The sequence below is a fragment of the Bradyrhizobium sp. Rc2d genome, from assembly GCF_900099855.1.
Classification (GTDB): domain Bacteria; phylum Pseudomonadota; class Alphaproteobacteria; order Rhizobiales; family Xanthobacteraceae; genus Bradyrhizobium.
Window position 1 is genome coordinate 167,826 of sequence record NZ_FNCU01000014.1, and the last position, 19,777, is coordinate 187,602.

Sequence of the window (19,777 nt, forward strand, 5' to 3'; positions counted from 1 at the left end):
TTGAATTGGTTTGGATTTTAAGGCGGAACCGGCGGCGGCGCCAGATCCAATCGGGCGGCGGCCCAATTGGGCGTCTCAGCGGCTTGCAACGGCTAACGGGCTCTAACAACCCATAACGAGCAATATTCCCCCGACCGCGCGAAGGTGAGCGTGTCGATTGAGGCTTCTGATGTTTGAAGCCCGATCATTAAACCAGGGAGCTCGCCATGACCACGACCGAGATGATCCGCGAAGCCGCCGCCAAGCCTTCAACGCGTGGAGTCGACGCCAAGGTCGAGGTCGTCGTGATTCCCGCGCCAAGGCCTTCTACATGCGGCTGGGTTGGAGACTGGACGCGGACTTCGCATCGGGCGATGGCTGGCGCGTGATCCAGTTCACGCCGCCGGGTTCGGCCTGTTCGGTGATCTTCGGCAAGAATGTCACGGCCGCTGCGCCCGGTTCCGCGCAGGGCTTGTACCTGATCGTTTCCGATCTGGAAGCGGCGCGGAAGGACCTGCTCGATCGTGGCATCGAGGTCAGCAAGCCTTTCCATGGTGCTGGAGACGTGCACGCCGGATCGGACGTGCCATATCTCTTCGGCCGCACGCGGGTCAGCGGTGTTGACCCGCAGCGCGGCAGCTACCGTTCCTTTGCGTCGTTCAGCGATCCCGATGGCAATGGATGGCTGTTCCAGGAGATCACGGTTCGGTTGCCCGGCCGCATCGAGGGAGCGGCGACGGCGTTCAATTCGCAGAATGATCTTGCCGGCGCATTGCGCCGTGCGGCGGCCGCTCATGGTGAGCACGAGAAGCGCACCGGCGGCCATGACGAGAATTGGCCGGACTGGTACGCCGATTACATCGTGCGCGAACAGTCCGGTGAACCTCCGCCGTCCTGACGCATTGCAGTCAGCAGTGTCTCGACGTGATACGGCGCGCGATGGTGCTCATCGTGCGCCGTATTCATTTGCATCGCAGTCACTGTCCCTCGCTGACCGCATCGCGCATGTCCGCGCTGCTATGTCGGCGACTCGCAACGGCTAACGCGGTCTAACAATCCATAACGAGCAAATTGCCGGCGCCTGAGCCAAGGTAGTTCCCGAACCGATCGATCTCGATGTCGGTCAACGTCGCCGAACAAAGCAAGGGAGATTTACAATGACACCAGCACGCGCCGACATCCTCAATCCTGATCGCCGCCAGTTGCTCAGCCAAGCTGCGATGGCCGCAGTTGCCGCCAGCGTCGCGAGCCTGCTGCCGCTGGATCGCACCGAGGCCGCGCCGAGCGGCGCCATCCGCCCCTTCCGCATCGACGTGCCTGAACAGGATTTGCTTGATCTGCGCCACCGTCTCTCCGCGACCCGGTGGCCGGATCGCGAGATCGTCGCCGATCAGTCGCAAGGCGTGCAGTTGACGACGGTGCAGCAGCTCGTGCGCTACTGGCAGACCGATTATGACTGGCGCAAGATGGAAGCACGGCTGAATGCGCTGCCCCAGTTCGTGACCGAGATCGACGGCGTCGACATCCATTTCATTCACGTGCGCTCGAAGCACGAAAACGCGCTGCCGATGATCGTCACGCACGGCTGGCCCGGCTCGATCATCGAGCAGATGAAGATCGTCGGCCCGCTCACCGATCCGACGGCGCATGGCGCAATGGCGTCCGATGCCTTTGATCTGGTGATTCCGTCGCTCCCGGGTCATGGCTTCTCGGGCAAGCCAACGTCGCTTGGATGGGACCCGCAGCGCATTGCGCGTGCCTGGGTCGTGCTGATGAAGCGCCTCGGATACACCCGTTATGTGGCCCAGGGCGGTGATTGGGGCAACGCCGTCACGGAGCAGATGGCGCTGCTGGCGCCGCCGGAGTTGCTGGGCATCCACACCAATATGCCTGCAACCGTGCCGGATGACATCGCCAAGGCGTTGCAGCCCGGCGGCTCGCCTCCGTCCGGCCTCTCAGGCGACGAGCAATACGCCTACGATCAGCTCGGCGACTTCTACAAGCACGGTCTCGGTTACGCGATCGAGATGTCGAACCGTCCGCAGACGCTCTACGGACTCGTGGACTCGCCGGCTGGTCTTGCGTCCTGGATGCTCGATCACGATGCGCGCAGCGCTGCGATGATCGCCCGAGTCTTCGACGGAAAGACGGAAGGCCTGTCACGCGACGATATCGTCGACAACATCACGCTTTATTGGCTCACCAACACCGCGGTGTCGTCGGCGCGCCTGTACTGGGAGAACAAGCTGGTCTTCTTCGAGCCCAAGCACATCAAGATCCCGGTCGCCGTCAGCGTCTTCCCGGACGAGATCTACGCTGCGCCGCGGAGCTGGGCCGAAAAGGCCTATCCAAAGCTGATCCACTACAACCGGCTCGACAAGGGCGGACACTTCGCCGCCTGGGAACAGCCCGCGCTGTTCTCTGCGGAAATGCGCACCGCGTTCCGCCCGCTGCGCCAGTCGACTTGAAAACAACGGGGCACGCGCGCAGGCGCGCGACCCTCCCTTTAAACCGCGCACAGGAGTGCACATTATGAACCGCCCCGAACGAACCTTCACGGCTGAGCAGATCCGGGTTGAGCGACCCTTGCCGTCCTATATGCGTGTCACCTTCGACATGCCGCCGGTGAATATCTTTGGTCCGCAGCATCTTCCGCTTCTCAACGACATCATCACCGCCATCGAGGCCGATCCGCAGCTCAAGGTGGTCGTGTTCGACAGCGCAGTCGAAGGCTTCTTCATCACTCACTACGATTTTCTGGCGCCGCTCGAGGACTCCATGAGCATTCCGCCCGGACCGACCGGCCTCCAGGCGCTGCCGGACATGCTGGTCCGTCTCAGCCGCGCACCGGTGGTGTCGATCGCCTCGATCCGCGGACGTGCGACCGGGGTCGGCAGTGAGCTTGCACTCGCAAGCGACATGCGCTTCGCCAGCCGCGAAAAGGCGATCCTGTCGCAATGGGAGGTCGGTGCGGGCCTGGTGCCAGGCGGTGGACCGATGGCGCGCTTGCCGCGCCTGATGGGGCGTGGTCGTGCGCTGGAGGTGCTGCTTAGCGCCGACGATATCCGAGGCGATCTCGCCGAACGCTACGGCTACGTCAATCGGTCGCTGCCGGACGCCGAGCTCAACGGCTTTGTCGAGGCGCTCGCCATGCGGATCGCGTCGTTCGACAAGGATGCCATTGCCGAGACCAAGCACCTCGTCGATGTTGCGAGCCTGCCGCCCGATATGGAGATCAAGCCGGAGTGGGACGCGTTCATGGCCTCCCTTGGCCGTCCGGCGAGCCAGAGCAGGATCAAGGCGCTGATGGCGCGCGGTTTTCACCGTGCGGGCGATGTCGAAAACCGGCTCGGCTTCCACGTCGGGCAGATCGGCGGCTGACGGAATCGCTGCAGCAATGACCGATCCGGCGCGACCGTAAATCGTGCCGGTCCAGTTCGGAACAATGGGAGCTGAAAATGGGCTTTACGATCAATATCAACGGCACGCCACGCAGTGTCGATGTCGACGGCGATACGCCGTTGCTTTGGGTGCTGCGCGACGTGCTCGGCATGACCGGGACAAAGTTCGGATGCGGCATGGCACTGTGCGGTGCGTGCACGATCCACGTCGACGGTTCCGCCATTCGTTCCTGCATCACAACCATCGACAGCATCGGCGACTCCAAGGTGACGACGATCGAGGCGATCGGCGCGACGCCGGCGGGCGCACGGATCCAGAAAGCCTGGCTCGACCATGAGGTCGCCCAGTGCGGCTACTGCCAATCCGGCCAGATCATGTCGGCCACGGCGCTCCTTGCTGACAAGCCGCGTCCGACCGATGCGGACATCGACGATGCCATGGGCGGCAACATCTGCCGCTGCGGCACCTATGTCCGCATCCGTGAGGCGATCAAGAGCGCCGCGCAAGGCCGGACGAAGGAGGGTTGACCATGTCTGTCGATCGCAACGCATCCCACGCAAAGCTCTCCCGTCGCAACTTTCTCATCAATAGCGCCATCGCGGGGAGCGGCCTCCTTCTCAGCGTGAGCCTTCCATTTGGTGAAAACAAGGCTGCGGGCGCCGAGGCGTTCATGCCCAATGCGTTCATTCGCATTGGCAGTGACGGTCAGGTCGTGCTGACCATGCCTTATGTCGAGATGGGGCAGGGCACCTACACCTCGATCCCGATGTTGATCGCCGAGGAGCTCGAAGTCGACCTGAAGCAGGTTCGGCTCGAACATGCGCCGCCGAACGAGAAGCTCTACGCCAATCCATTGCTGGGTGTTCAGGCGACCGGCAATTCGAATGCCATTCGGGGCGCCTGGAAGCCATTGCGCGAAGCCGGCGCGGCCGCGCGTCTGATGCTGACCGAAGCTGCCGCGAAGAGGTGGGGCGTCGATGCAAAGTCCTGTCGCGCGGAAGCGGGCGAAGTCATTCATTCCAGCGGGAGGCGCCTGTCGTATGGCGATCTCGCAGCGGATGCGGCGCGGTTACCGGTCCCGACGAATGTTGCGCTGAAGAGTCCCGACCAGTTCAAGCTGATCGGAACGTCAGCCAAACGGCTCGATGCGTCGGGCAAGGTCAACGGCTCTGTGGTCTATGGCATCGACGCCCGGCCAGCAGGGCTGAAGATCGCGACGCTTGCCCAGTCGCCCGTTCTTGGGGGCCGGGTGAAGCGCCTGGATGACAGCGCAGCGAAACAGGTCAAAGGCGTGCGGCAGATCGTTCGGCTCGATGATGCCGTCGCAGTCGTCGCCGATCACATGTGGGCCGCGAAGAAGGGCCTCGAAGCGCTCAAGATCGAATGGGACGATGGCGCCAATGCGGCCGTGAGTACCGATGACGTCGCCCGCGAACTCGAGCAGGCCGTCCTGAAGCCCGGCCCGGTCGCGCAAAACATCGGCGATGCCGACAAGGCGATAGCGGGCGCGGCAACTCGTGTCGGGGCGAGCTACCACCTGCCATTCCTGGCGCACGCCACAATGGAGCCGATGAACTGCACGGTGCACTTCCGCGGCAGCGAATGCGAGATCTGGGTCGGCACCCAGGCCATCGCGCGGGTGCAGGCCATGGCGGCCAAGGCCGCCGGGCTGCCGGTCGACAAGGTGACCGTCCACAATCACCTCATCGGCGGTGGTTTTGGCCGCCGTCTCGAAGCCGACGGCGCTGTCCGGGCCCTGCAGATCGCAAAGCAGGTCGACGGTCCCGTGAAGGTGGTGTGGACGCGCGAGGAAGATATCCAGCACGACATGTATCGGCCGTACTGGATCGACCGCATCGAAGCGGGGCTCGACAGGGACGGTAAGCCGGTCGCCTGGAGCAACCGTTTCGCTGGCTCCTCTGTCATCGCACGTTGGTTGCCGCCCGCGTTCAACAACGGGCTCGATCCGGATACCACGGAAGGCGCAATCGACCTGGTCTATGCGCTGCCGAACTTTCACATCGAATACGTCAGGGTCGAGCCGCCGGGCATCCAGACCGCGTTCTGGCGCAGCGTCGGTCCCTCGCACAACGTTTTCGTCACCGAAAGCTTTATCGACGAGCTCGCGGCGGCAGCGAAGCAGGATCCAGTGGCCTATCGCCGTGCCTTGCTCGATCACAATCCGCGGGCAAAGGCTGTGCTCGATCTCGCTGCCGAAAAGGCCGGGTGGGGTGCGCCATTGCCGAAGGGCTGGGGTCGCGGCGTCGCCTTGCAAAACGTCTTCGGCAGCCTGCTGGCGCAGGTTGCCGAGGTCGAGATCGCGAAGGATGGCTCCGTCCGTGTCCATCGCGTCGTGTGCGCGATGGATTGCGGCACCGTAGTCAATCCAAATACGGTGCAGGCGCAGATCCAGAGCGGCGTGATGTTCGGCGTGACCGCCGCGCTCTATGGTGAGATCACGCTCAAGAACGGCCGCGTCGAACAAGGGAATTTCGACACCTACCAGATGCTGCGCATCAACGAGGCGCCCGTGGTCGAGGTCCATCTCGTAAAGAGTGCGGAGCCGCCGGGCGGAATGGGCGAGGCCGGCACATCGGGCATCGTTCCCGCCATCGCCAACGCCGTATTCGCAGCCTCAGGCAAGCGGTTGCGAAAGATGCCGATCGACCCCAACTCGCTCAAGGCATGAGCAGAAGCAAAGATAGCAAGGAGACATCATGATCCGCAAGGCAAAGGCATTTTGGCGCGGCACCGGCCGGGATGGCAGCGGGCACCTGTCGAGCGAGTCAGGCGTGCTCGCCGAGACGCCCTATTCCTTCAAGACCCGCTTCGAGAATGAGAAGGGCACCAATCCGGAAGAACTGATCGCAGCAGCGCATGCCGGCTGCTTCACGATGGCACTGGCCTTCGGCCTGCAACTCGCGGGCTTCACGCCGACAGAACTGTCCACTGAAGCCGCCGTCACGCTCGATCCGGATGGCAAGGGCTTCAAGATCAGCAAATCGGCGCTGACCCTGCGCGCCAAGGTGGCGAATCTCGACGATGTCGGCTTTGCCCGTATCGCCGGCGAGGCCGAGAAGAATTGTCCGGTATCGAAAGTGCTCAATGCTGTGATCACGCTCGACGCCAAGCTGATCTAGCCAGATATCAGAAGGAGCGGTGCCATGACCCGCCAACATCAGCCCGACGAGGACCGGTTCCGGGCAATCCTCCCCGAGGACATCGCATGGAAGCCGTTTCCGGCGTTTCCGGCCGGAGCGCGGCTGGCCGTCATGGTCGGCCACCCCGCGGAGCCCGGTCCTTACGTGGTGCGGGTGAAGGTGCCTGACGATACCAAACTGATGCCGCACAAGCATCCTGAGGATCGCATCTACACGGTGATGTCGGGCGTGTTCTATATTGGGCTTGGCGAAGTCTTCGATGCCGACACGATGAAGGCCTATCCGCCGGGCAGCGTCATCGTTCTGCCCGGCGAGACCTGGCATTTTCATTGGGCGAAGTCGGGCGAATATATCACGCAGGTTTCGGCGATCGGCCCGCTCGGTCTCGAATATCATGATCTGCATGATGATCCCCGTCACCAGAGCGCCTGAACCGGCGTGGTCGGGCGGATAGCTTGAGGTAGGTGTCACATGCTTATCACGGGTATCGAAGCGATCCCGCTGCGGATTCCGTTTATAGCGGGAACGAAGTCCGAGGCGTCGGCCTGGGGCGACGGCAATCTTCCTGCAGCGGATTCCTTACTCGTTAAGGTCACCACCGACCAGGGATTGACGGGATGGGGCGAGGCATTCGGCTTTCGCGCGGTTGCCTCCGCCAAGCTTGCGATCGATAAGTTGATTGCGCCGATGTGCATCGGCAAGGATGCGACCCGGATCGGGGACATCATGCTGGACGTGCAGAAGAAGCTGCATGTTTTCGGGCGCGGCGGGGCTCTTCTCTTCGCCATCTCGGCAGTCGACATCGCGCTTTGGGATATTGCGGGAAAGGCCGCGAACATGCCGCTGTGCCGGTTGCTCGGCGGCGGCGCGTCCGATCTTCCCTGCTATGCGAGCCTGGTCCGTTACACCGATCCTGATCTCGTCCGGAGCAGCGTAAGGCAAGTGATTGAGGCTGGCTTCGGCACGGTCAAGCTCCATGAGATCGAACTGCCTGCCATCCGTGCCGCGCGCGAGGCGGCGGGACCCGGTGTTGCGCTGACGCTCGATGTCAATTGCCCCTGGACGCTCATCGAGGCGCGCGCCGTTGCGGACGACCTCAGGGCGATCCAACTCAAATGGCTCGAGGAGCCGCTTTGGCCACCGGAGAATTTTGACGGCCTTGCGAAATTGAGGCAGGCGACGGGTATCCCGATTGCCGCCGGCGAGAACGTCTCGACGTCGATGGACTTTGAACGCCTGCTGGCAGCCAAGGCCGTCGACTTCGTGCAGCCCAGTCCCGCCAAAATGGGCGGCGTCACGGAGTTACGCAAAGTCTTCCCGCTGGCCGCTGTCCACAACATCACGGTGATGCCGCACTCCTTCTATGATGGGCCCGGCCTGCTCGCGGCGATCCACGCCACGGCGGCACTTGGTACGGCCGATTCCATGATCGAGTGGCGTTGGTTCGATCTGGAAGCGACGACCTATGGTGAAGCCCTCAGGCCGAAGGGCGGTCGGATTGCCGTGCCGCAAGGTCCGGGCCTCGGAATCGATCCTGATCCGGATGTCATCCGGAAATATCGGCTATCGCAGTGACTGGCTATGATCCGGATAAGTTGGAGGACGTGACATGACGACGGAACGCGCGGTTCTTGCCGGAGGATGCTTCTGGGGCATGCAGGATCTCATCCGCAAGCAGCCCGGTGTGATCTCGACCCGCGTCGGCTACACGGGTGGACATGTCAGGAACGCGACCTATCGCAACCACGAAGGGCATGCCGAGGCAATCGAGATCATCTTCGATCCCGCGAAGACCAGCTACCGCACAATGCTGGAATTCTTCTTCCAGATCCACGATCCGACGACGCTCAATCGTCAGGGCAATGACTGGGGCACCAGCTACCGGTCCGCGATCTTCTACACGTCGGACGAACAAAAGAGAGTCGCCGAAGACACGATCGCCGATGTCGAGGCATCACATTTATGGCCCGGCAAGGTGGTGACCGAGGTGATGCCCGCCAGCGATTTCTGGGAGGCCGAGCCCGAGCATCAGGATTATCTCGAACGTTATCCGGACGGCTACACCTGCCACTTCATCCGGCCTGGCTGGAAATTGCCGCGGCGGTCAGAAGCAGCGCGAGGTTAGACATGGCCAAGGGCTATTGGATCACCTTCTATCGCTCGATCTCTGATCCGGGGGCGCTGGCTGCCTATGCCAAGCTCGCCGGGCCCGCGATCACAGCGAATGGTGGTCGCTTCCTTGCTCGCGGCACTGCTGCAAAGGCTTATGAGCAAGGCATCGCGCAGCGCGCAACCGTTACGGAGTTCGACAGCCTCGAACAGGCTATCGCGGCGCATGAGAGTGCTGCCTATCAGGAGGCGCTCAAGGCGTTGGGCAGTGCCTGCGAACGCGATGTCCGTATTGTCGAAGGACTTGGCTGAAGACCACCTGGAAGCGGAGACGGAGCCATGACGACGAAGCAACGGACCGCGCCGCTCAGCCCGCCCCCGCCCGGCATCCGCAGATTACTTTCACCGCCTTCCGGGCAAGTTCCCGCAGTTCGGGTCGGCGGGCGCCGGCGCGGGCGCGGATGGCGATGGTATGCATCGTGGCTGACGCGAGAACCGCGAGCGCCGCCGGGTCTGCATCGCGGCTTAGCTCGCACTTGTCTTGTGCACGGCGGAAGCGCGCTTCGAAATCCGCGTCGATCATGCGTAGTCCCGCCGCAACACTGTCCCGGATCGCTGAATCTTCCGCGACCTCGGTTACCGCGGTTCCGATCACAAAGCAGCCGCGCCCGGGTCCTTTTCCCGAGAAATAGATCGACAGAGCAGCGTCATAGGCAAGCATCAGCGCTTCCTCCAGGGGATGATCCCCTGCGAGGGCCTCGCGCGTCGCGGCCAGGCTCCTCTCCCAATAGCGCGCGAGCGCCTCGAGATAGAGCGCGTGCTTGTTCCCGAATACCGCATAGAGGCTCGGCGGGCTCATCCCGGTGGCCGCTGCCACCTTGTCCAGGGAGGTTCCGGAGTAACCGGTCTTCCAGAACGTTTCCGTTGCCCGCTTGAGGGCTGTGTCTGCGTCGTAGGCCGGTGGCCGTCCGCGACGCACGGGGCCGGTTTGGCGGTTTTGTCGTGCCATAGCGTGAAAACCTCAGGTCCTGACTGCACACGTATATTTGTATATATCGTTACAAAAATCAATGGGCTTCCGTCTTGATCGCCGCGCTAGGCTACAATATTTGTAACGAACGTTAAAAAACGAATTGAAGATGAGGGCTTTCGATGCGTTTCAATTTTGCGCCAATCGCCGGCTGGTTTGGCGATCGCGGAATCTTCCGTGAAACCGGGAGTACTGCGCCATTAGGTTCGGAGCTCGCAAAGCGATTGCGCCGGCCGTTGATGCTTGTGGTGCCGGCCGTCGTGGCGGTATTTGGCGCTGCTCTGTATCTGGCTCAGGAGCAGTACGTCTCCACCGATGACGCTTTCGTTCGCGCAGCAAAGGTGACCATCAATGCCCGCGTTTCCGGTCAGGTGGTTGAAATCGCCGTGCGGGATAACGAGCGCGTTCGACAAGGTCAGGTCCTGTTCCGCATTGATCCGGAGCCCTATCAGATTGCCGTCGATCAGGCGGAGGCGCGGCTTGGCAGCGCGAGGCTCCAGATTGACGCTCTGAAGGCGACCTACCGTCAGCAACAGGCGGAGCTGCAATCGGCAAGGGAATCGGCTGCGTTCGACGAACGCGAGTTCGATCGCAAGAAGACGCTGGTCGCCTCCGACTTCACGCCGCGCGCGGTCTACGAACGGGCCGAGACGGATTTCAAGGTCGCCCGCCACCGCATGGCGTCGATCGAACAGCAGGTCGCCAACACCGTGATCGCGCTCAACGGCGACCCCGATATCGATGTCAATCGCCACCCGACAGTTCGTGCGGCCGGAGCGCAGCTCGAGCGTGCGCGTCTCGATCTCTCCTATGCCACGGTGACGGCGCCTGACCACGGTATCGTCACCCGAGTGGACGATCTGCAGGTCGGCGCTTTCGTCAATGCCGGGGCATCTACCTTCTCGCTGTTGTCGAGCCGACACGTCTGGATCGAGGCGAATTTCAGAGAAACCGGCCTGACCCACATGCGTCCGGGCCAGGAGGCGACGATCGACGTCGACGCCTATCCGGATCGCAAGTTCAAAGCGCACATCGTCAGCATGAGTCCCGGGACCGGGTCGGACTTCTCGGTCCTGCCTCCGGAAAATGCGACCGGAAACTGGGTCAAGGTCGTTCAGCGTCTGCCTGTGCGCCTTGAGCTCGACGATCTCGATACGAGCCGGCCGCTGTTCTCGGGCATCAGTGTGACGGCACGGGTCGATACCGGCTATCGCCGCAGCTGGCCGCATCTGCTTCAGCCCGCGCTCGCGACGGAGGGCAAATGAGCACGTCCGTTCCATCGGCTGGCGGCCGTCACGCGATATCCGCGGCGACCCTCATGGCGACCTATATGCAGGCCGTCAATATTTCTGTACCGAACGCCGCGCTACCGCACCTTCAAGCGACGCTCTCGATGGCCAATGACGAGGTCGGCTGGGTCTTTTCGTCGTATATCGCCGCCAGCGCCGTAACCATGTCGATCACGCAGTGGCTCGCGGGACGCTATGGCCGGAAGGCTGTCTATCAAGCCGCCGTCACCATCTTCGCGCTCGGTCTTGTTCTCGACACGCTGGCGACAACGTCTATCCAGTTCGTGTTGGCAAGGATCCTCCAGGGCGCGGCGAGCGGTCCGCTTGCGCCGCTTTCGCTGGCGATCCTTCTCGAGGTGACGCCGCCGGCGCGACATGCGCGCATGAGCCTGGCATGGACCGTGTGCTCCTTGCTCGGCATCAGCACCGGCCCCGCCATTGGCGGCTGGCTTAGTGAATATTATGGCTGGCCATCGATTTTCCATTTCAGCCTGCCGATGGCAGGCTTCATCTTCCTGACGATGGCCCGGCTGTTGAGCGAGAAGCGGGCGGAGCGGAGCCAGCCTTTCGACTTCTTCGGCTTGGCGACGTTCTCCATCGGCATGATCGGGCTGCAAGCGTTGCTCGATCGTGGCGAACGCCTCGAATGGTTTGCGTCGACGGAGATCTGGGTCGAAGCGATCGCCTCGGTCCTGGGCTTCTATCTGTTCATCGTCCACGTCATGACGACCAAGGAGCATTTTCTCCGCACGGCGCTGTTCAGGGATCGTAATCTCGTCCTCTCGACGGTCATCTCATTTGCACTTGGCTTCGTCCTGCTGCCGACCCTGGCGTTGACGTCTCCGATGCTCGAGGAATTGCTCAACTACCCGGTCGATACCACGGGCTATATGACGATTCCGCGCGGTGTGGCGCTCGTTGGTGCGCTGGTGCTGACCAGCCTGGTCCCGACGCAGGTCGACTATCGGCCGTTCCTGATAGGGGGAATGACGCTGGTCGTCTATGCGAATTGGCTGATGCTCGGCTATTCGCCGGCAATGGATTGGCGGCCGGTGGTCGAGGCCGGCCTGCTTCAGGGGGCGGGCATCGGCATGCTGTTGCCTGCGCTTGCCAGGGCCGCCTTTGGCACGCTTGATCCGAAGCTCCGCCCGGAAGGCAGCGCGCTGATCAACCTGTCGCGGCTCTATGGCAGCACGATCGGCATCGCGGTGGTCCAGCTCTTTTTCTATGCCAACACTCAGGCGATGCACATAGCACTCGCCAAGAACCTCACGCCGTACCGTGTCGCAGCGAATTCAGCGGGCTCTCTCGGGAAGCCGGACCTTGCAGTTCTCAATGGATTGGTGACGCGCCAGGCGGCCACGGTCGCAGTCATCGACCAGTTCGAGATCCTGATGTTCGCCATGCTGGTCGTGATCCCGCTCGTGTTCTTTCTCCGCAAGCCGCGTCTCGCCGGTTGACGCCCTGGTGCGATGAAATGACATCGCATCGTCAATTTCGATCATTTCGTCCTCCGCTCGTCCAGGAGCCGGGGATAAACAAAGGAATAACAGCATGACGACGTCAGATTCGCTTCGCAATACGAGGATTCCGACATTTGGGTCCGGGACGATTCCCGCTGTGGGATTTGGTACGCTCATTCCAGACCCGCTCGTGACCAGGCGGGCCACCAAGGCCGCATTGGAGGCGGGATTTCGACATCTCGATTGTGCGGAGCGCTACCGCAACGAAGACGCCGTCGGCGAAGCTCTGCAAGAGGCGTTCAAGGCAGGGGCACTTCATCGTCGGGACCTGTTCCTGACGACGAAGCTATGGAACACCAATCACCGGCCGGAGCGAGTGAGGCCTGCCTTCGACGCCAGTCGGCGGCGACTGCAAGTCGATGATATCGATTGCTACATCATACATACCCCCTTTGCCTTTCAGCCCGGCGACGAGCAGGACCCACGAGATGAGCGCGGTCAGGTCATCTATGATTCAGGCGTGACGTTGGCGGAAACATGGGGTGCACTGGAGCGCCTGGTCGATGAAGGGCACTGCAAATCGATCGGTTTGTCAGACATTACTCTAGAAAAGCTGCGCGAGATCGTAGCGGTCGCCCGGATCAGGCCGGCCATGGTGCAGGTGGAATCGCATCCGTATCTTCCCGAATGGGAGCTGCTCGACTTCTGCCGCGAGCATGGAATTGTACTCCAGGCGTTTGCTGCGCTGGGACATGCGATGAAGCCGAACCTCCTCGATGACCCTGTGATCACCGCCATAGCAGAACGTCTTCAAAAGACGCCCGCCCAGATCACCTTGGCCTGGGCTGTTCAGCGAGGGACCGCATTCCTGACGACCTCGACCAATCCCCGGCGCATCCACGAGAACATCGATATCTCGACGCTGCCGGAAGATGCGATGCGTCAGATGCGGGAAGAGATCACGACAAATGTCAGGTTCAACACTGTTGTCGAGACGGGCGTGCCCGGATTCATCCCTCGCGCGCAATGAATCGGATAGCCGAGCGGTCTCTGGGCGCAGAGAGTGTGGTGCTCCGTGATTGGAGTCCCTTCGGGTTGGAAATGTGCGGGTATTTTGGCCAACGATCTTTGCTGGCATCGACTGTCAGTGACGAAGTTGTTCGATGAGACCGCGCGCGACACGTATATCAGCAATCCCGGCGCCTTCAGTCAACGGCCTGCACACGTCTTCCAGAACCTCTGCCGCCTCCGCATTGCGGCCCTGGGCCATTCCGAATCGCGCGATGCTGATCGCGCATCTAAGCTCCCAGAAGCGTGCACCTTGTTGCGATGCGATCTCCATCGCTTCACGAAAGCAGGCTTCCACGGTGGATGGGTTTTGCGCGTCCTTGAGCAGCAGCTCACCCTTGATGCGGATCAGCTCCGGCAGATACCATCTTTCCTGCCGGTCATTGCAGCGCTTCAAGATATCCTCGATCCCGGCAAGGCCGCGATCGGCCTGACCGGCCTCTCCAAAACGTGCTGACAGTTCGCCAAGCAGCGGAAGAAATCGAGGCAGGAAGCGGGCATCGCCCGCGCGATTGAGCTCGTCGCGCAGCAGCGGCATGCCGGTCTCGACGTCCCCACGCTTGACGATGATCATCGCGTTGAAGGCGCGGGCCCAGAGAGCCCAGAGTCTGATGCTATGGCGCTCGGCATGCACAAGCAGCTCGGTGCCGTAGCGTTGGGCGGCATCGTAATCGCCGGCGAAGAAGGCGAGCAGGCAGGCGCTTTGCCCGAGCACGCTGCAGAAGGTCAGGGCGTGGCCGTTCGCCCGTCCTTCCTCGATATTGTCAGCGGCAAGTTCGAGAGCTTGGTCGGCCAGCCCCTGCAGCCAGAGGATCCGTGCCCGGAAATATTGCGTCGATACCCTGAGGTCGAGCGGGAAGATCTTTGGCTTCTCAGCCAGCATATGAAGCGCGACGTTCACGCGGTCGATACGAACTCGCGCTTCGGTCTGGTCTCCGAGATAGTGCAGGGCGACGGCCATGAGTCGGTCTGCCAGCATGAGATCGGTCTTGTCGGATGAGCTTGTGGCCGTCGTCGTAAAACGCTCGGCGAGTGCGCGCGCCCTGCCGAACTCGCCATTGTTGAACTGGTCGATGCACAGCCCCCACAGGGCCCTCAGCCGAAAGTCCTTGTCGTCGAGCCGCTCCGCCAGTTCGAGGGTCGCTTCAAGGATTGGCCGGGCTTCGCGCGCGCGGCCTTCGCCATACATCAACGACCAGCCCAGGGCCGCAAGGAGCTGCATGCGAAGCCGATCAGTGCCGCTGGCCTTGTCTTCGAGCGCCGCAAGCGCAGCGCGTGTGCGCTCGCGGCATTCGGCAAATAGCGATAGGCGTACCCATAATGTAACGGTGGCCGCCGTGAGCGCGATGCCGAGCGGGGCGTCGCCTTCGGGCGAGAAGGCCCAGTCCATAGCTGCACGCAGATTGTCGAGCTCACCGCCGTAAAGGTTGAGCCACGCGTGCAGGGGCGTCGATGTCTCGGTCTCTGCACGGTGAAGCAAGTCACGAAAATGCTCTGCATGAAGCTGTGCAACGCGTCGTGCGTCTCCCGACGCGGCGAGTTTTCCGAACGCGTAGGTGCGTGTCGTATCGAGCAGGCGATAGCGCAGGGTCCGTCCGCTGGACGTTGAGATCAGCGATTTCGTGACCAGATTGTCGATCGCCTCGCTTGTCTCTGCGGGGTTCAGTCCGTCACCGGATGCGATGGCAACCGCAGCCTCCGCCGTAAAGGGTCCCACGAACACGGACAGCCGTCGCAGGATGGCGCTCTCGGATTCCGGCAGAAGGTCGTAGCTCCAATCGAGCGCGGCGCTTAGTGTCTGGTGCCGCGGTATCGCCGTGCGCCTGCCGCGCCATTGCAACGAAAAACGACTGTCGAGAAGCGATGCCGTCCCAGCGATGCCGTACGCATTGACGCGGCCCGCCGCCAGTTCGATCGCCAGCGCGATGCCGTCAAGGCGCCGGCAAATGTCGGCGACGAACGGCGCCTCTTCCGCGCTGAGCTCGAAAGAACCGGAACCCTGGGCGATGCGTTCGACGAAGAGTTGCGCCGCAGGAAAGGCAAGAACTTCGGCGACGCTGAGGTCGTCGCGCTGCGGCGGGCAGTCGAGTGGATATAGACGAAAGATGCGTTCGCCTTCGCTGCGAAAGGACTCGCGGCTGGTTGCAAGAACGTGCAGTTGTGGCACGTCGCGAACGAGGCGCTCGGCGAGGGACGCGAGGGTCTCGAGCACATGTTCGCAGCTGTCGAAGATCAGGAGGGTCGATCTCGCCTGCAGATGCGTCAGCAGCGCCGGTATCGGGTCGTCCGCGTTGGTGGTCAGCCCGAGTGCGGAGGCAATGGTGGTTGCGGCAAGGTTCGGGTCTCTCACCGGTCCAAAATCGACGTAGAAAACTTGTCCGCGAAAATCTGCCGAGCGGCGATGCGCGACGGTTATGGCAACCGCCGTTTTGCCGATGCCGCCCGGTCCGACCACGGTGACGAAGCGGTAAAGTGAAAGCCCGCTCGATATCTTTTCAATGACGTCATCCCGCCCGATCATCTTTGCGATCGGAGGAGGCAATAGCGAGCGCGGCGATGCGGTTTCGATCGCGAGGGGCGGCGCCGGTTGCGCGAGGGGCGCAGCAAAGCAATAGCCACGCCCGGCGACGTTCACGACATAGCGGGTTGATTTGCCGGTGTCGCCGAGCGCCTTGCGCAAGGCGGCGATGTGGAAGCGAAGACTGCCTTCATCGACATGCACGTCGGCCCAGATGCGCTTGACGAGCTCTCGCTTGTCGATCACCTCGCCAGGCCGTTCGGCCAGGACAATGAGGATGTCGAGCGCGCGGCCGCCGATATGAAGCGGCACGCCGTCCCTCTCCAAGAGCCTGGACTTGGGGAATAGACGAAATGGCCCAAAAGAAACGGCCGAGTCCTGATTGTTCTTGTCTGGCACGCGCCATTGCCCCCTCGGCAGGGAGTCGAAATTATCTGGTATTGATTTACCAGATCGATGCGTGGAGTACACTAGCCGGAAGCAGCAGGCGAGATCCGGTGCCCCATCTGGTTGTTCGGTTGTGGCTGATGTCACGTAAATGTCGTGTCCAACGAATGACTTAGGCCGGTGACGTAGGAGTGGGCCCAATTCGCAGGCAATTGGATTTGATTGTGAGAAAGGCTTGCTCTCACTGATACGGCTGACGCGGTGCGATCGATGGCTTCGAATTTGCTGGGAATTGTTGGAAAGGTCTCGTCGCCGACCTGTCGTTGTCGTCTCCCGGAATAGAACAATGTCGCTCCCTTCACGCCGACAATTCATCAGCGCTGCCGGAGCCGGCGCGCTTGCGGCCATCGCAAGCAAGGGAAGGGCTGCCGACTATCCGACGCGCCCCATTCGATTGGTCATTCCATATGCCGCGGGCGGATCGGGTGATCAGATCGGTCGCCCCTGGGTCGAAAAGATGACGTCACAGCTCGGTCCGGTCTTTGTCGAGAACATCGGCGGTGCTGGCGGAGCGATCGGCACGGCCGTGGTCGCGCGCGAAAAGCCCGACGGCTATTCGCTTCTGCTCGGCAATGGCAGCACCCAGGTCATCATTCCCTTGGCGGAAAGTCCCGCCTATAGCGCCCGGGACTTTCGAGCCGTCTATCGGCTGGTCTCGAGCGCACTCGTCTTCGCGATTCATCCATCAGTCCCCGCGCAGGATCTGCAAGGACTGATCAGCTACGCCAGAGCTAATCCCGGCAAGCTGTCCTACGGCACGCCGGGTGTCGGCACCGGCAATCACCTCGTTGGCGAAATGTTCAAGCGGCAGTCGGGTGGGCTCGATATCGTCCACATTCCCTATCGCGGCGTGGCGCCGGCAACGAACGATCTCGTCAGCGGTCAGATCCCGCTGCTCATCGCTGTCATGTCGATGCAACTCCAGCAACTCGGCCGCGCCGGCAAGATCAGGCTTCTCGCTGTTACCACCGACGCGCGGCTCAGTGGGACGCCAGAAGTACCGACCGCAGTCGAATCCGGCATGCCGGATCTCCGATATGAAGGATGGTTCGGTTTGTTTGTACCCAGCCTGACCCCGGATGCGATCGTCGACCGGATTGCGCAATCGACACGCGCGGCAATGGCCGATCAGGCCTTGCAGGCAGCTTATCGTTCGCAAGGCCTGGAGCCGGACCGCGACTCCAGTCCCGACAAGTTCGAGCGTGTCGTTGAAGCGACGTCTGCAAGCCTGGGGCCGGTGATCAAGTCGATCGGACTGAAGGCAGGGTGAGCGATGTTTACGCTCTGCCCCTCGCAGCCGATATTTAAGAGGCAGGCGCAATTCGCCGCGTGGGCCCATTGGTAGGAAAAAACGTCGCGGCTCTGGCAACTGTCGTTGAATTCGCGAAGACGGAAGGCCGGCCGATGACGCAAAGAAGATGTCCAATGGTCTACTTTGGCCGCCGTATGCCTAGACAAAGCCCTTAGGCTGCACTCCGTGGCTATGCACGACGTGCGATCCTGTCCGCCCTGATTTCTGCTCGGGTGCACCGGTTGCGCTTTGATCACCTTCAACGAGTCGGCGCACCCATTCGCCGAGGCGCTCGGCAACCTTGTGCCACTGGGGGTTGGCTCCCCTGCCGCTCATCGCCCGCTATCTCAAGGCGGTTGGCGCTCCCCGCGAGGTCGCAAGCGCGAAAATTCGGCGAGCTTTCTACGGACCCCTGTTTTCCGGCGGTTTCGCGAGGGAAAACGGTACAATCAAGGTGACCGGAAAGCCGCGGTGATAAGGGGGGCTCGGGGGTGAGAGGGCTGTCGGTCTATGTCTTTGATTTCAGACAATAATATTGCAACCCTAGCGGGAATCCCTCCCTCTCCGCCATAATAAAACGGCTTCGAGAAAGCCCCGTAAAATCAGGTCTTACTGGACGCCAGAGGTCTCTGGTGTAGCCCCAGGGTGTAGCCCCGAGGGTAGCTCTAACCTGCCATGGCAGGCCGAGATTTTCAATGCCCGTGGGTGCACTGGCGTTAATCGGCAACCTTGGGGCCGAGTCCGCACCAAGGCGTAGGTTGATCGGCGGCAGTGATCGCGAGCGGCCGGCCATTTTGGCCAATCTCAAGGCGAGCCGTGCACACATCTTCCGGATTGACCCGCTACTCCCGGGCGTGGCGCAAGGAGGTTTTCAGCCTTTCTCTCTCCCGTTCCCATCGCGTAGCTTCGACCTGCAACTGTTCTCTAGTGCGTCGCGCTCGGCTTCCAGTCGGGGGATCGTCTCGTCGTGCTCTCGTTCGGCCTTCTGAAGAGCAGCCTCCGCCTTCGCAATCGCCTTCTCGCGACGTTCGAGGTCCCTTTGCCTTGCGGCCTCCTCGCGCCGGCGCTCGGCCTCACGGCGCTTCTGCTGCTTCTCGAAATCGGCGCCGGCCTTTCGCGCCTCCCGTTCGCTGATCTTGGAAGGGGGGGCGCTTTGCCGGCTTCGCGCGACGATTTTCCCGCCGAGCCCTGTCCTCGCCGTTTCCCAGGTCGGACGGCAGATCCGAGTGCTCGGCGAAGCGCCCGCTCGATTCCGCGGGCCGCTTGAGCACTACGCCGGGCCTGGACATGGTCGCGGCGACCACGTCCGGATCGTCCGTTTCTTTCGCGACGCCCTGATGGAAGAGATTGCTGCCTGCGCCCCAAGCTTCGAGCGCCGCCTTCATCGACGGCGCCGCGATCGCAAGATCGTAGAAGCCCAGCGAGGTCTGAAATGTCTTGAGCTTCCTGGCTATGAAACGTGCCGGCTTGCGGCTCTCCTAGCGCCTACGGGCGCCCCAGATTCCGAACAAGAACGCGACGAAGAGCGACATTTGATTTGGCGTCGACCTCTTGTGTTGTTTCTAGTTCGGCCGGTTCTACTTCGCCAGTCCTTTGGCAGCGTGAGCGCTGGCCCAAAGAGATCCAGGGTTGATCCGATCGGGGTAGACGGCAAGCATGCGGTCATAAAGCTGCTGCGCCGTCTCGCTCTCATTGTTGAGTTGATCGAAGTCGCGAATGTACTGGCGCGTTGCGTCGATGTGGCTCGGGTTGTTGTCGGGATCAAGCGGACCGTGGCCCACGACGACGGCGGTCGGATTTACCGCAGCGATCTTGTCGATCCCCGCGAGCCATGCCTGCCGACCAGTTTGACCAGCCTCAGCGAGAAACGGATGCGTCTGGTTGTAGATTGCGTCCCCGGCAATGACGAGCCCAAGCGACGGTACGTAGACGGCCGTGGTGTCGTCGGTGTCCGTGTGGCCGGTATCGATCACACGAAATTCGTGCCCCTCCAGCTCGAAGCTGCTGGCGTCAAGCTTCT

17 protein-coding genes and 1 pseudogene are annotated in these 19,777 nt (G+C 62.0%); 14 read left to right on the top strand and 4 right to left on the bottom strand.

Annotation, left to right across the window (positions count from 1 at the left end; genetic code table 11):
• Positions 1-206: 206 nt before the first annotated feature.
• From BLV07_RS19320 to BLV07_RS19365, 10 genes and pseudogenes are all read left to right on the top strand, one after another.
• Positions 207-877 (top strand): annotated as a pseudogene (locus BLV07_RS19320) (VOC family protein).
• A gap of 259 nt (positions 878-1,136) precedes the next feature.
• Complete coding sequence (locus BLV07_RS19325; protein ID WP_091888450.1) at positions 1,137-2,447, top strand: epoxide hydrolase family protein; 1,311 nt, start codon at positions 1,137-1,139, stop codon at positions 2,445-2,447.
• Positions 2,448-2,511: 64 nt separating this feature from the next.
• On the top strand, positions 2,512-3,360 hold the full coding sequence (locus BLV07_RS19330; RefSeq protein ID WP_091888452.1) for an enoyl-CoA hydratase/isomerase family protein: 849 nt from the start codon (positions 2,512-2,514) through the stop codon (positions 3,358-3,360).
• A gap of 77 nt (positions 3,361-3,437) precedes the next feature.
• Complete coding sequence (locus tag BLV07_RS19335) at positions 3,438-3,908, top strand: (2Fe-2S)-binding protein (protein WP_091888454.1); 471 nt, start codon at positions 3,438-3,440, stop codon at positions 3,906-3,908.
• 2 nt (positions 3,909-3,910) lie between these two features.
• Positions 3,911-6,070, top strand: a complete 2,160-nt coding sequence (locus BLV07_RS19340) for a xanthine dehydrogenase family protein molybdopterin-binding subunit (protein WP_091888492.1) — start codon at positions 3,911-3,913, stop codon at positions 6,068-6,070.
• Between the two features lie 28 nt (positions 6,071-6,098).
• Entirely contained in the window at positions 6,099-6,521 is a 423-nt protein-coding gene (locus BLV07_RS19345) for an OsmC family protein (protein WP_091888456.1), read from the top strand.
• Positions 6,522-6,545: 24 nt separating this feature from the next.
• The gene (locus BLV07_RS19350) at positions 6,546-6,974 is read left to right on the top strand and encodes a cupin domain-containing protein (protein ID WP_091888458.1); all 429 of its coding nucleotides are present in this window, start codon (positions 6,546-6,548) and stop codon (positions 6,972-6,974) included.
• A 39-nt stretch (positions 6,975-7,013) separates the two neighbouring features.
• Positions 7,014-8,117: a mandelate racemase/muconate lactonizing enzyme family protein gene (locus BLV07_RS19355; RefSeq protein ID WP_091888460.1), complete on the top strand. Its 1,104-nt coding sequence runs from the start codon at positions 7,014-7,016 to the stop codon at positions 8,115-8,117.
• A 34-nt stretch (positions 8,118-8,151) separates the two neighbouring features.
• Positions 8,152-8,667 carry a peptide-methionine (S)-S-oxide reductase MsrA gene (gene msrA / locus BLV07_RS19360; protein WP_091888462.1) on the top strand — a complete coding sequence of 172 codons (516 nt, stop codon included), beginning with the start codon at positions 8,152-8,154 and terminating at the stop codon, positions 8,665-8,667.
• A gap of 2 nt (positions 8,668-8,669) precedes the next feature.
• The gene (locus BLV07_RS19365; RefSeq protein WP_091888464.1) at positions 8,670-8,963 is read left to right on the top strand and encodes a DUF1330 domain-containing protein; all 294 of its coding nucleotides are present in this window, start codon (positions 8,670-8,672) and stop codon (positions 8,961-8,963) included.
• Between the two features lie 55 nt (positions 8,964-9,018).
• On the opposite strand, the gene BLV07_RS19370 is transcribed toward BLV07_RS19365, so the two are convergent.
• On the bottom strand, positions 9,019-9,660 hold the full coding sequence (locus BLV07_RS19370; RefSeq protein ID WP_091888465.1) for a TetR/AcrR family transcriptional regulator: 642 nt from the start codon (positions 9,658-9,660) through the stop codon (positions 9,019-9,021).
• A gap of 143 nt (positions 9,661-9,803) precedes the next feature.
• Between BLV07_RS19370 and BLV07_RS19375 the strand changes: the two genes are divergently transcribed.
• From BLV07_RS19375 to BLV07_RS19385, 3 genes are all read left to right on the top strand, one after another.
• Positions 9,804-10,946: an HlyD family secretion protein gene (locus tag BLV07_RS19375; RefSeq protein WP_091888467.1), complete on the top strand. Its 1,143-nt coding sequence runs from the start codon at positions 9,804-9,806 to the stop codon at positions 10,944-10,946.
• Positions 10,943-12,430, top strand: coding sequence for an MDR family MFS transporter (locus tag BLV07_RS19380; protein WP_091888469.1), 1,488 nt, complete (start codon positions 10,943-10,945; stop codon positions 12,428-12,430). Before BLV07_RS19375 ends, BLV07_RS19380 begins: the two co-directional genes overlap by 4 nt.
• 94 nt (positions 12,431-12,524) lie before the next feature.
• Positions 12,525-13,463, top strand: coding sequence for an aldo/keto reductase (locus tag BLV07_RS19385; protein WP_091888471.1), 939 nt, complete (start codon positions 12,525-12,527; stop codon positions 13,461-13,463).
• Between the two features lie 114 nt (positions 13,464-13,577).
• On the opposite strand, the gene BLV07_RS19390 is transcribed toward BLV07_RS19385, so the two are convergent.
• On the bottom strand, positions 13,578-16,814 hold the full coding sequence (locus tag BLV07_RS19390) for an ATP-binding protein (protein WP_502690110.1): 3,237 nt from the start codon (positions 16,812-16,814) through the stop codon (positions 13,578-13,580).
• Here BLV07_RS19390 and BLV07_RS19395 point away from each other — a divergent pair.
• Entirely contained in the window at positions 16,753-17,736 is a 984-nt protein-coding gene (locus BLV07_RS19395; protein WP_091888475.1) for a Bug family tripartite tricarboxylate transporter substrate binding protein, read from the top strand. The genes BLV07_RS19390 and BLV07_RS19395 overlap by 62 nt on opposite strands.
• Before the next feature lie 1,094 nt (positions 17,737-18,830).
• Here the strand turns inward: BLV07_RS19395 and BLV07_RS50110 are convergent.
• Positions 18,831-19,142, bottom strand: a complete 312-nt coding sequence (locus tag BLV07_RS50110) for a hypothetical protein (RefSeq protein ID WP_349525140.1) — start codon at positions 19,140-19,142, stop codon at positions 18,831-18,833.
• Positions 19,143-19,334: 192 nt separating this feature from the next.
• Positions 19,335-19,777 (bottom strand): MBL fold metallo-hydrolase (locus BLV07_RS47650; RefSeq protein ID WP_502690108.1); only part of this gene is annotated, 443 nt, incomplete at its 5' end.

Bases quoted from the DNA above. Each gene is read 5' to 3' on its own strand.
- BLV07_RS19380 (WP_091888469.1), top strand. From the start codon at position 10,943: ATGAGCACGTCCGTTCCATCGGCTGGCGGCCGTCACGCGATATCCGCG.
- BLV07_RS19330 (WP_091888452.1), top strand. From the start codon at position 2,512: ATGAACCGCCCCGAACGAACCTTCACGGCTGAGCAGATCCGGGTTGAG.
- BLV07_RS19375 (WP_091888467.1), top strand. From the start codon at position 9,804: ATGCGTTTCAATTTTGCGCCAATCGCCGGCTGGTTTGGCGATCGCGGA.
- BLV07_RS19350 (WP_091888458.1), top strand. From the start codon at position 6,546: ATGACCCGCCAACATCAGCCCGACGAGGACCGGTTCCGGGCAATCCTC.
- BLV07_RS19365 (WP_091888464.1), top strand. From the start codon at position 8,670: ATGGCCAAGGGCTATTGGATCACCTTCTATCGCTCGATCTCTGATCCG.
- BLV07_RS19345 (WP_091888456.1), top strand. From the start codon at position 6,099: ATGATCCGCAAGGCAAAGGCATTTTGGCGCGGCACCGGCCGGGATGGC.
- BLV07_RS19325 (WP_091888450.1), top strand. From the start codon at position 1,137: ATGACACCAGCACGCGCCGACATCCTCAATCCTGATCGCCGCCAGTTG.
- BLV07_RS19335 (WP_091888454.1), top strand. From the start codon at position 3,438: ATGGGCTTTACGATCAATATCAACGGCACGCCACGCAGTGTCGATGTC.
- msrA (WP_091888462.1), top strand. From the start codon at position 8,152: ATGACGACGGAACGCGCGGTTCTTGCCGGAGGATGCTTCTGGGGCATG.
- BLV07_RS19385 (WP_091888471.1), top strand. From the start codon at position 12,525: ATGACGACGTCAGATTCGCTTCGCAATACGAGGATTCCGACATTTGGG.
- BLV07_RS19370 (WP_091888465.1), bottom strand. From the start codon at position 9,660: ATGGCACGACAAAACCGCCAAACCGGCCCCGTGCGTCGCGGACGGCCA.
- BLV07_RS19395 (WP_091888475.1), top strand. From the start codon at position 16,753: ATGTCGCTCCCTTCACGCCGACAATTCATCAGCGCTGCCGGAGCCGGC.
- BLV07_RS19355 (WP_091888460.1), top strand. From the start codon at position 7,014: ATGCTTATCACGGGTATCGAAGCGATCCCGCTGCGGATTCCGTTTATA.
- BLV07_RS50110 (WP_349525140.1), bottom strand. From the start codon at position 19,142: ATGAAGGCGGCGCTCGAAGCTTGGGGCGCAGGCAGCAATCTCTTCCAT.
- BLV07_RS19390 (WP_502690110.1), bottom strand. From the start codon at position 16,814: ATGGCCGCAAGCGCGCCGGCTCCGGCAGCGCTGATGAATTGTCGGCGT.
- BLV07_RS19340 (WP_091888492.1), top strand. From the start codon at position 3,911: ATGTCTGTCGATCGCAACGCATCCCACGCAAAGCTCTCCCGTCGCAAC.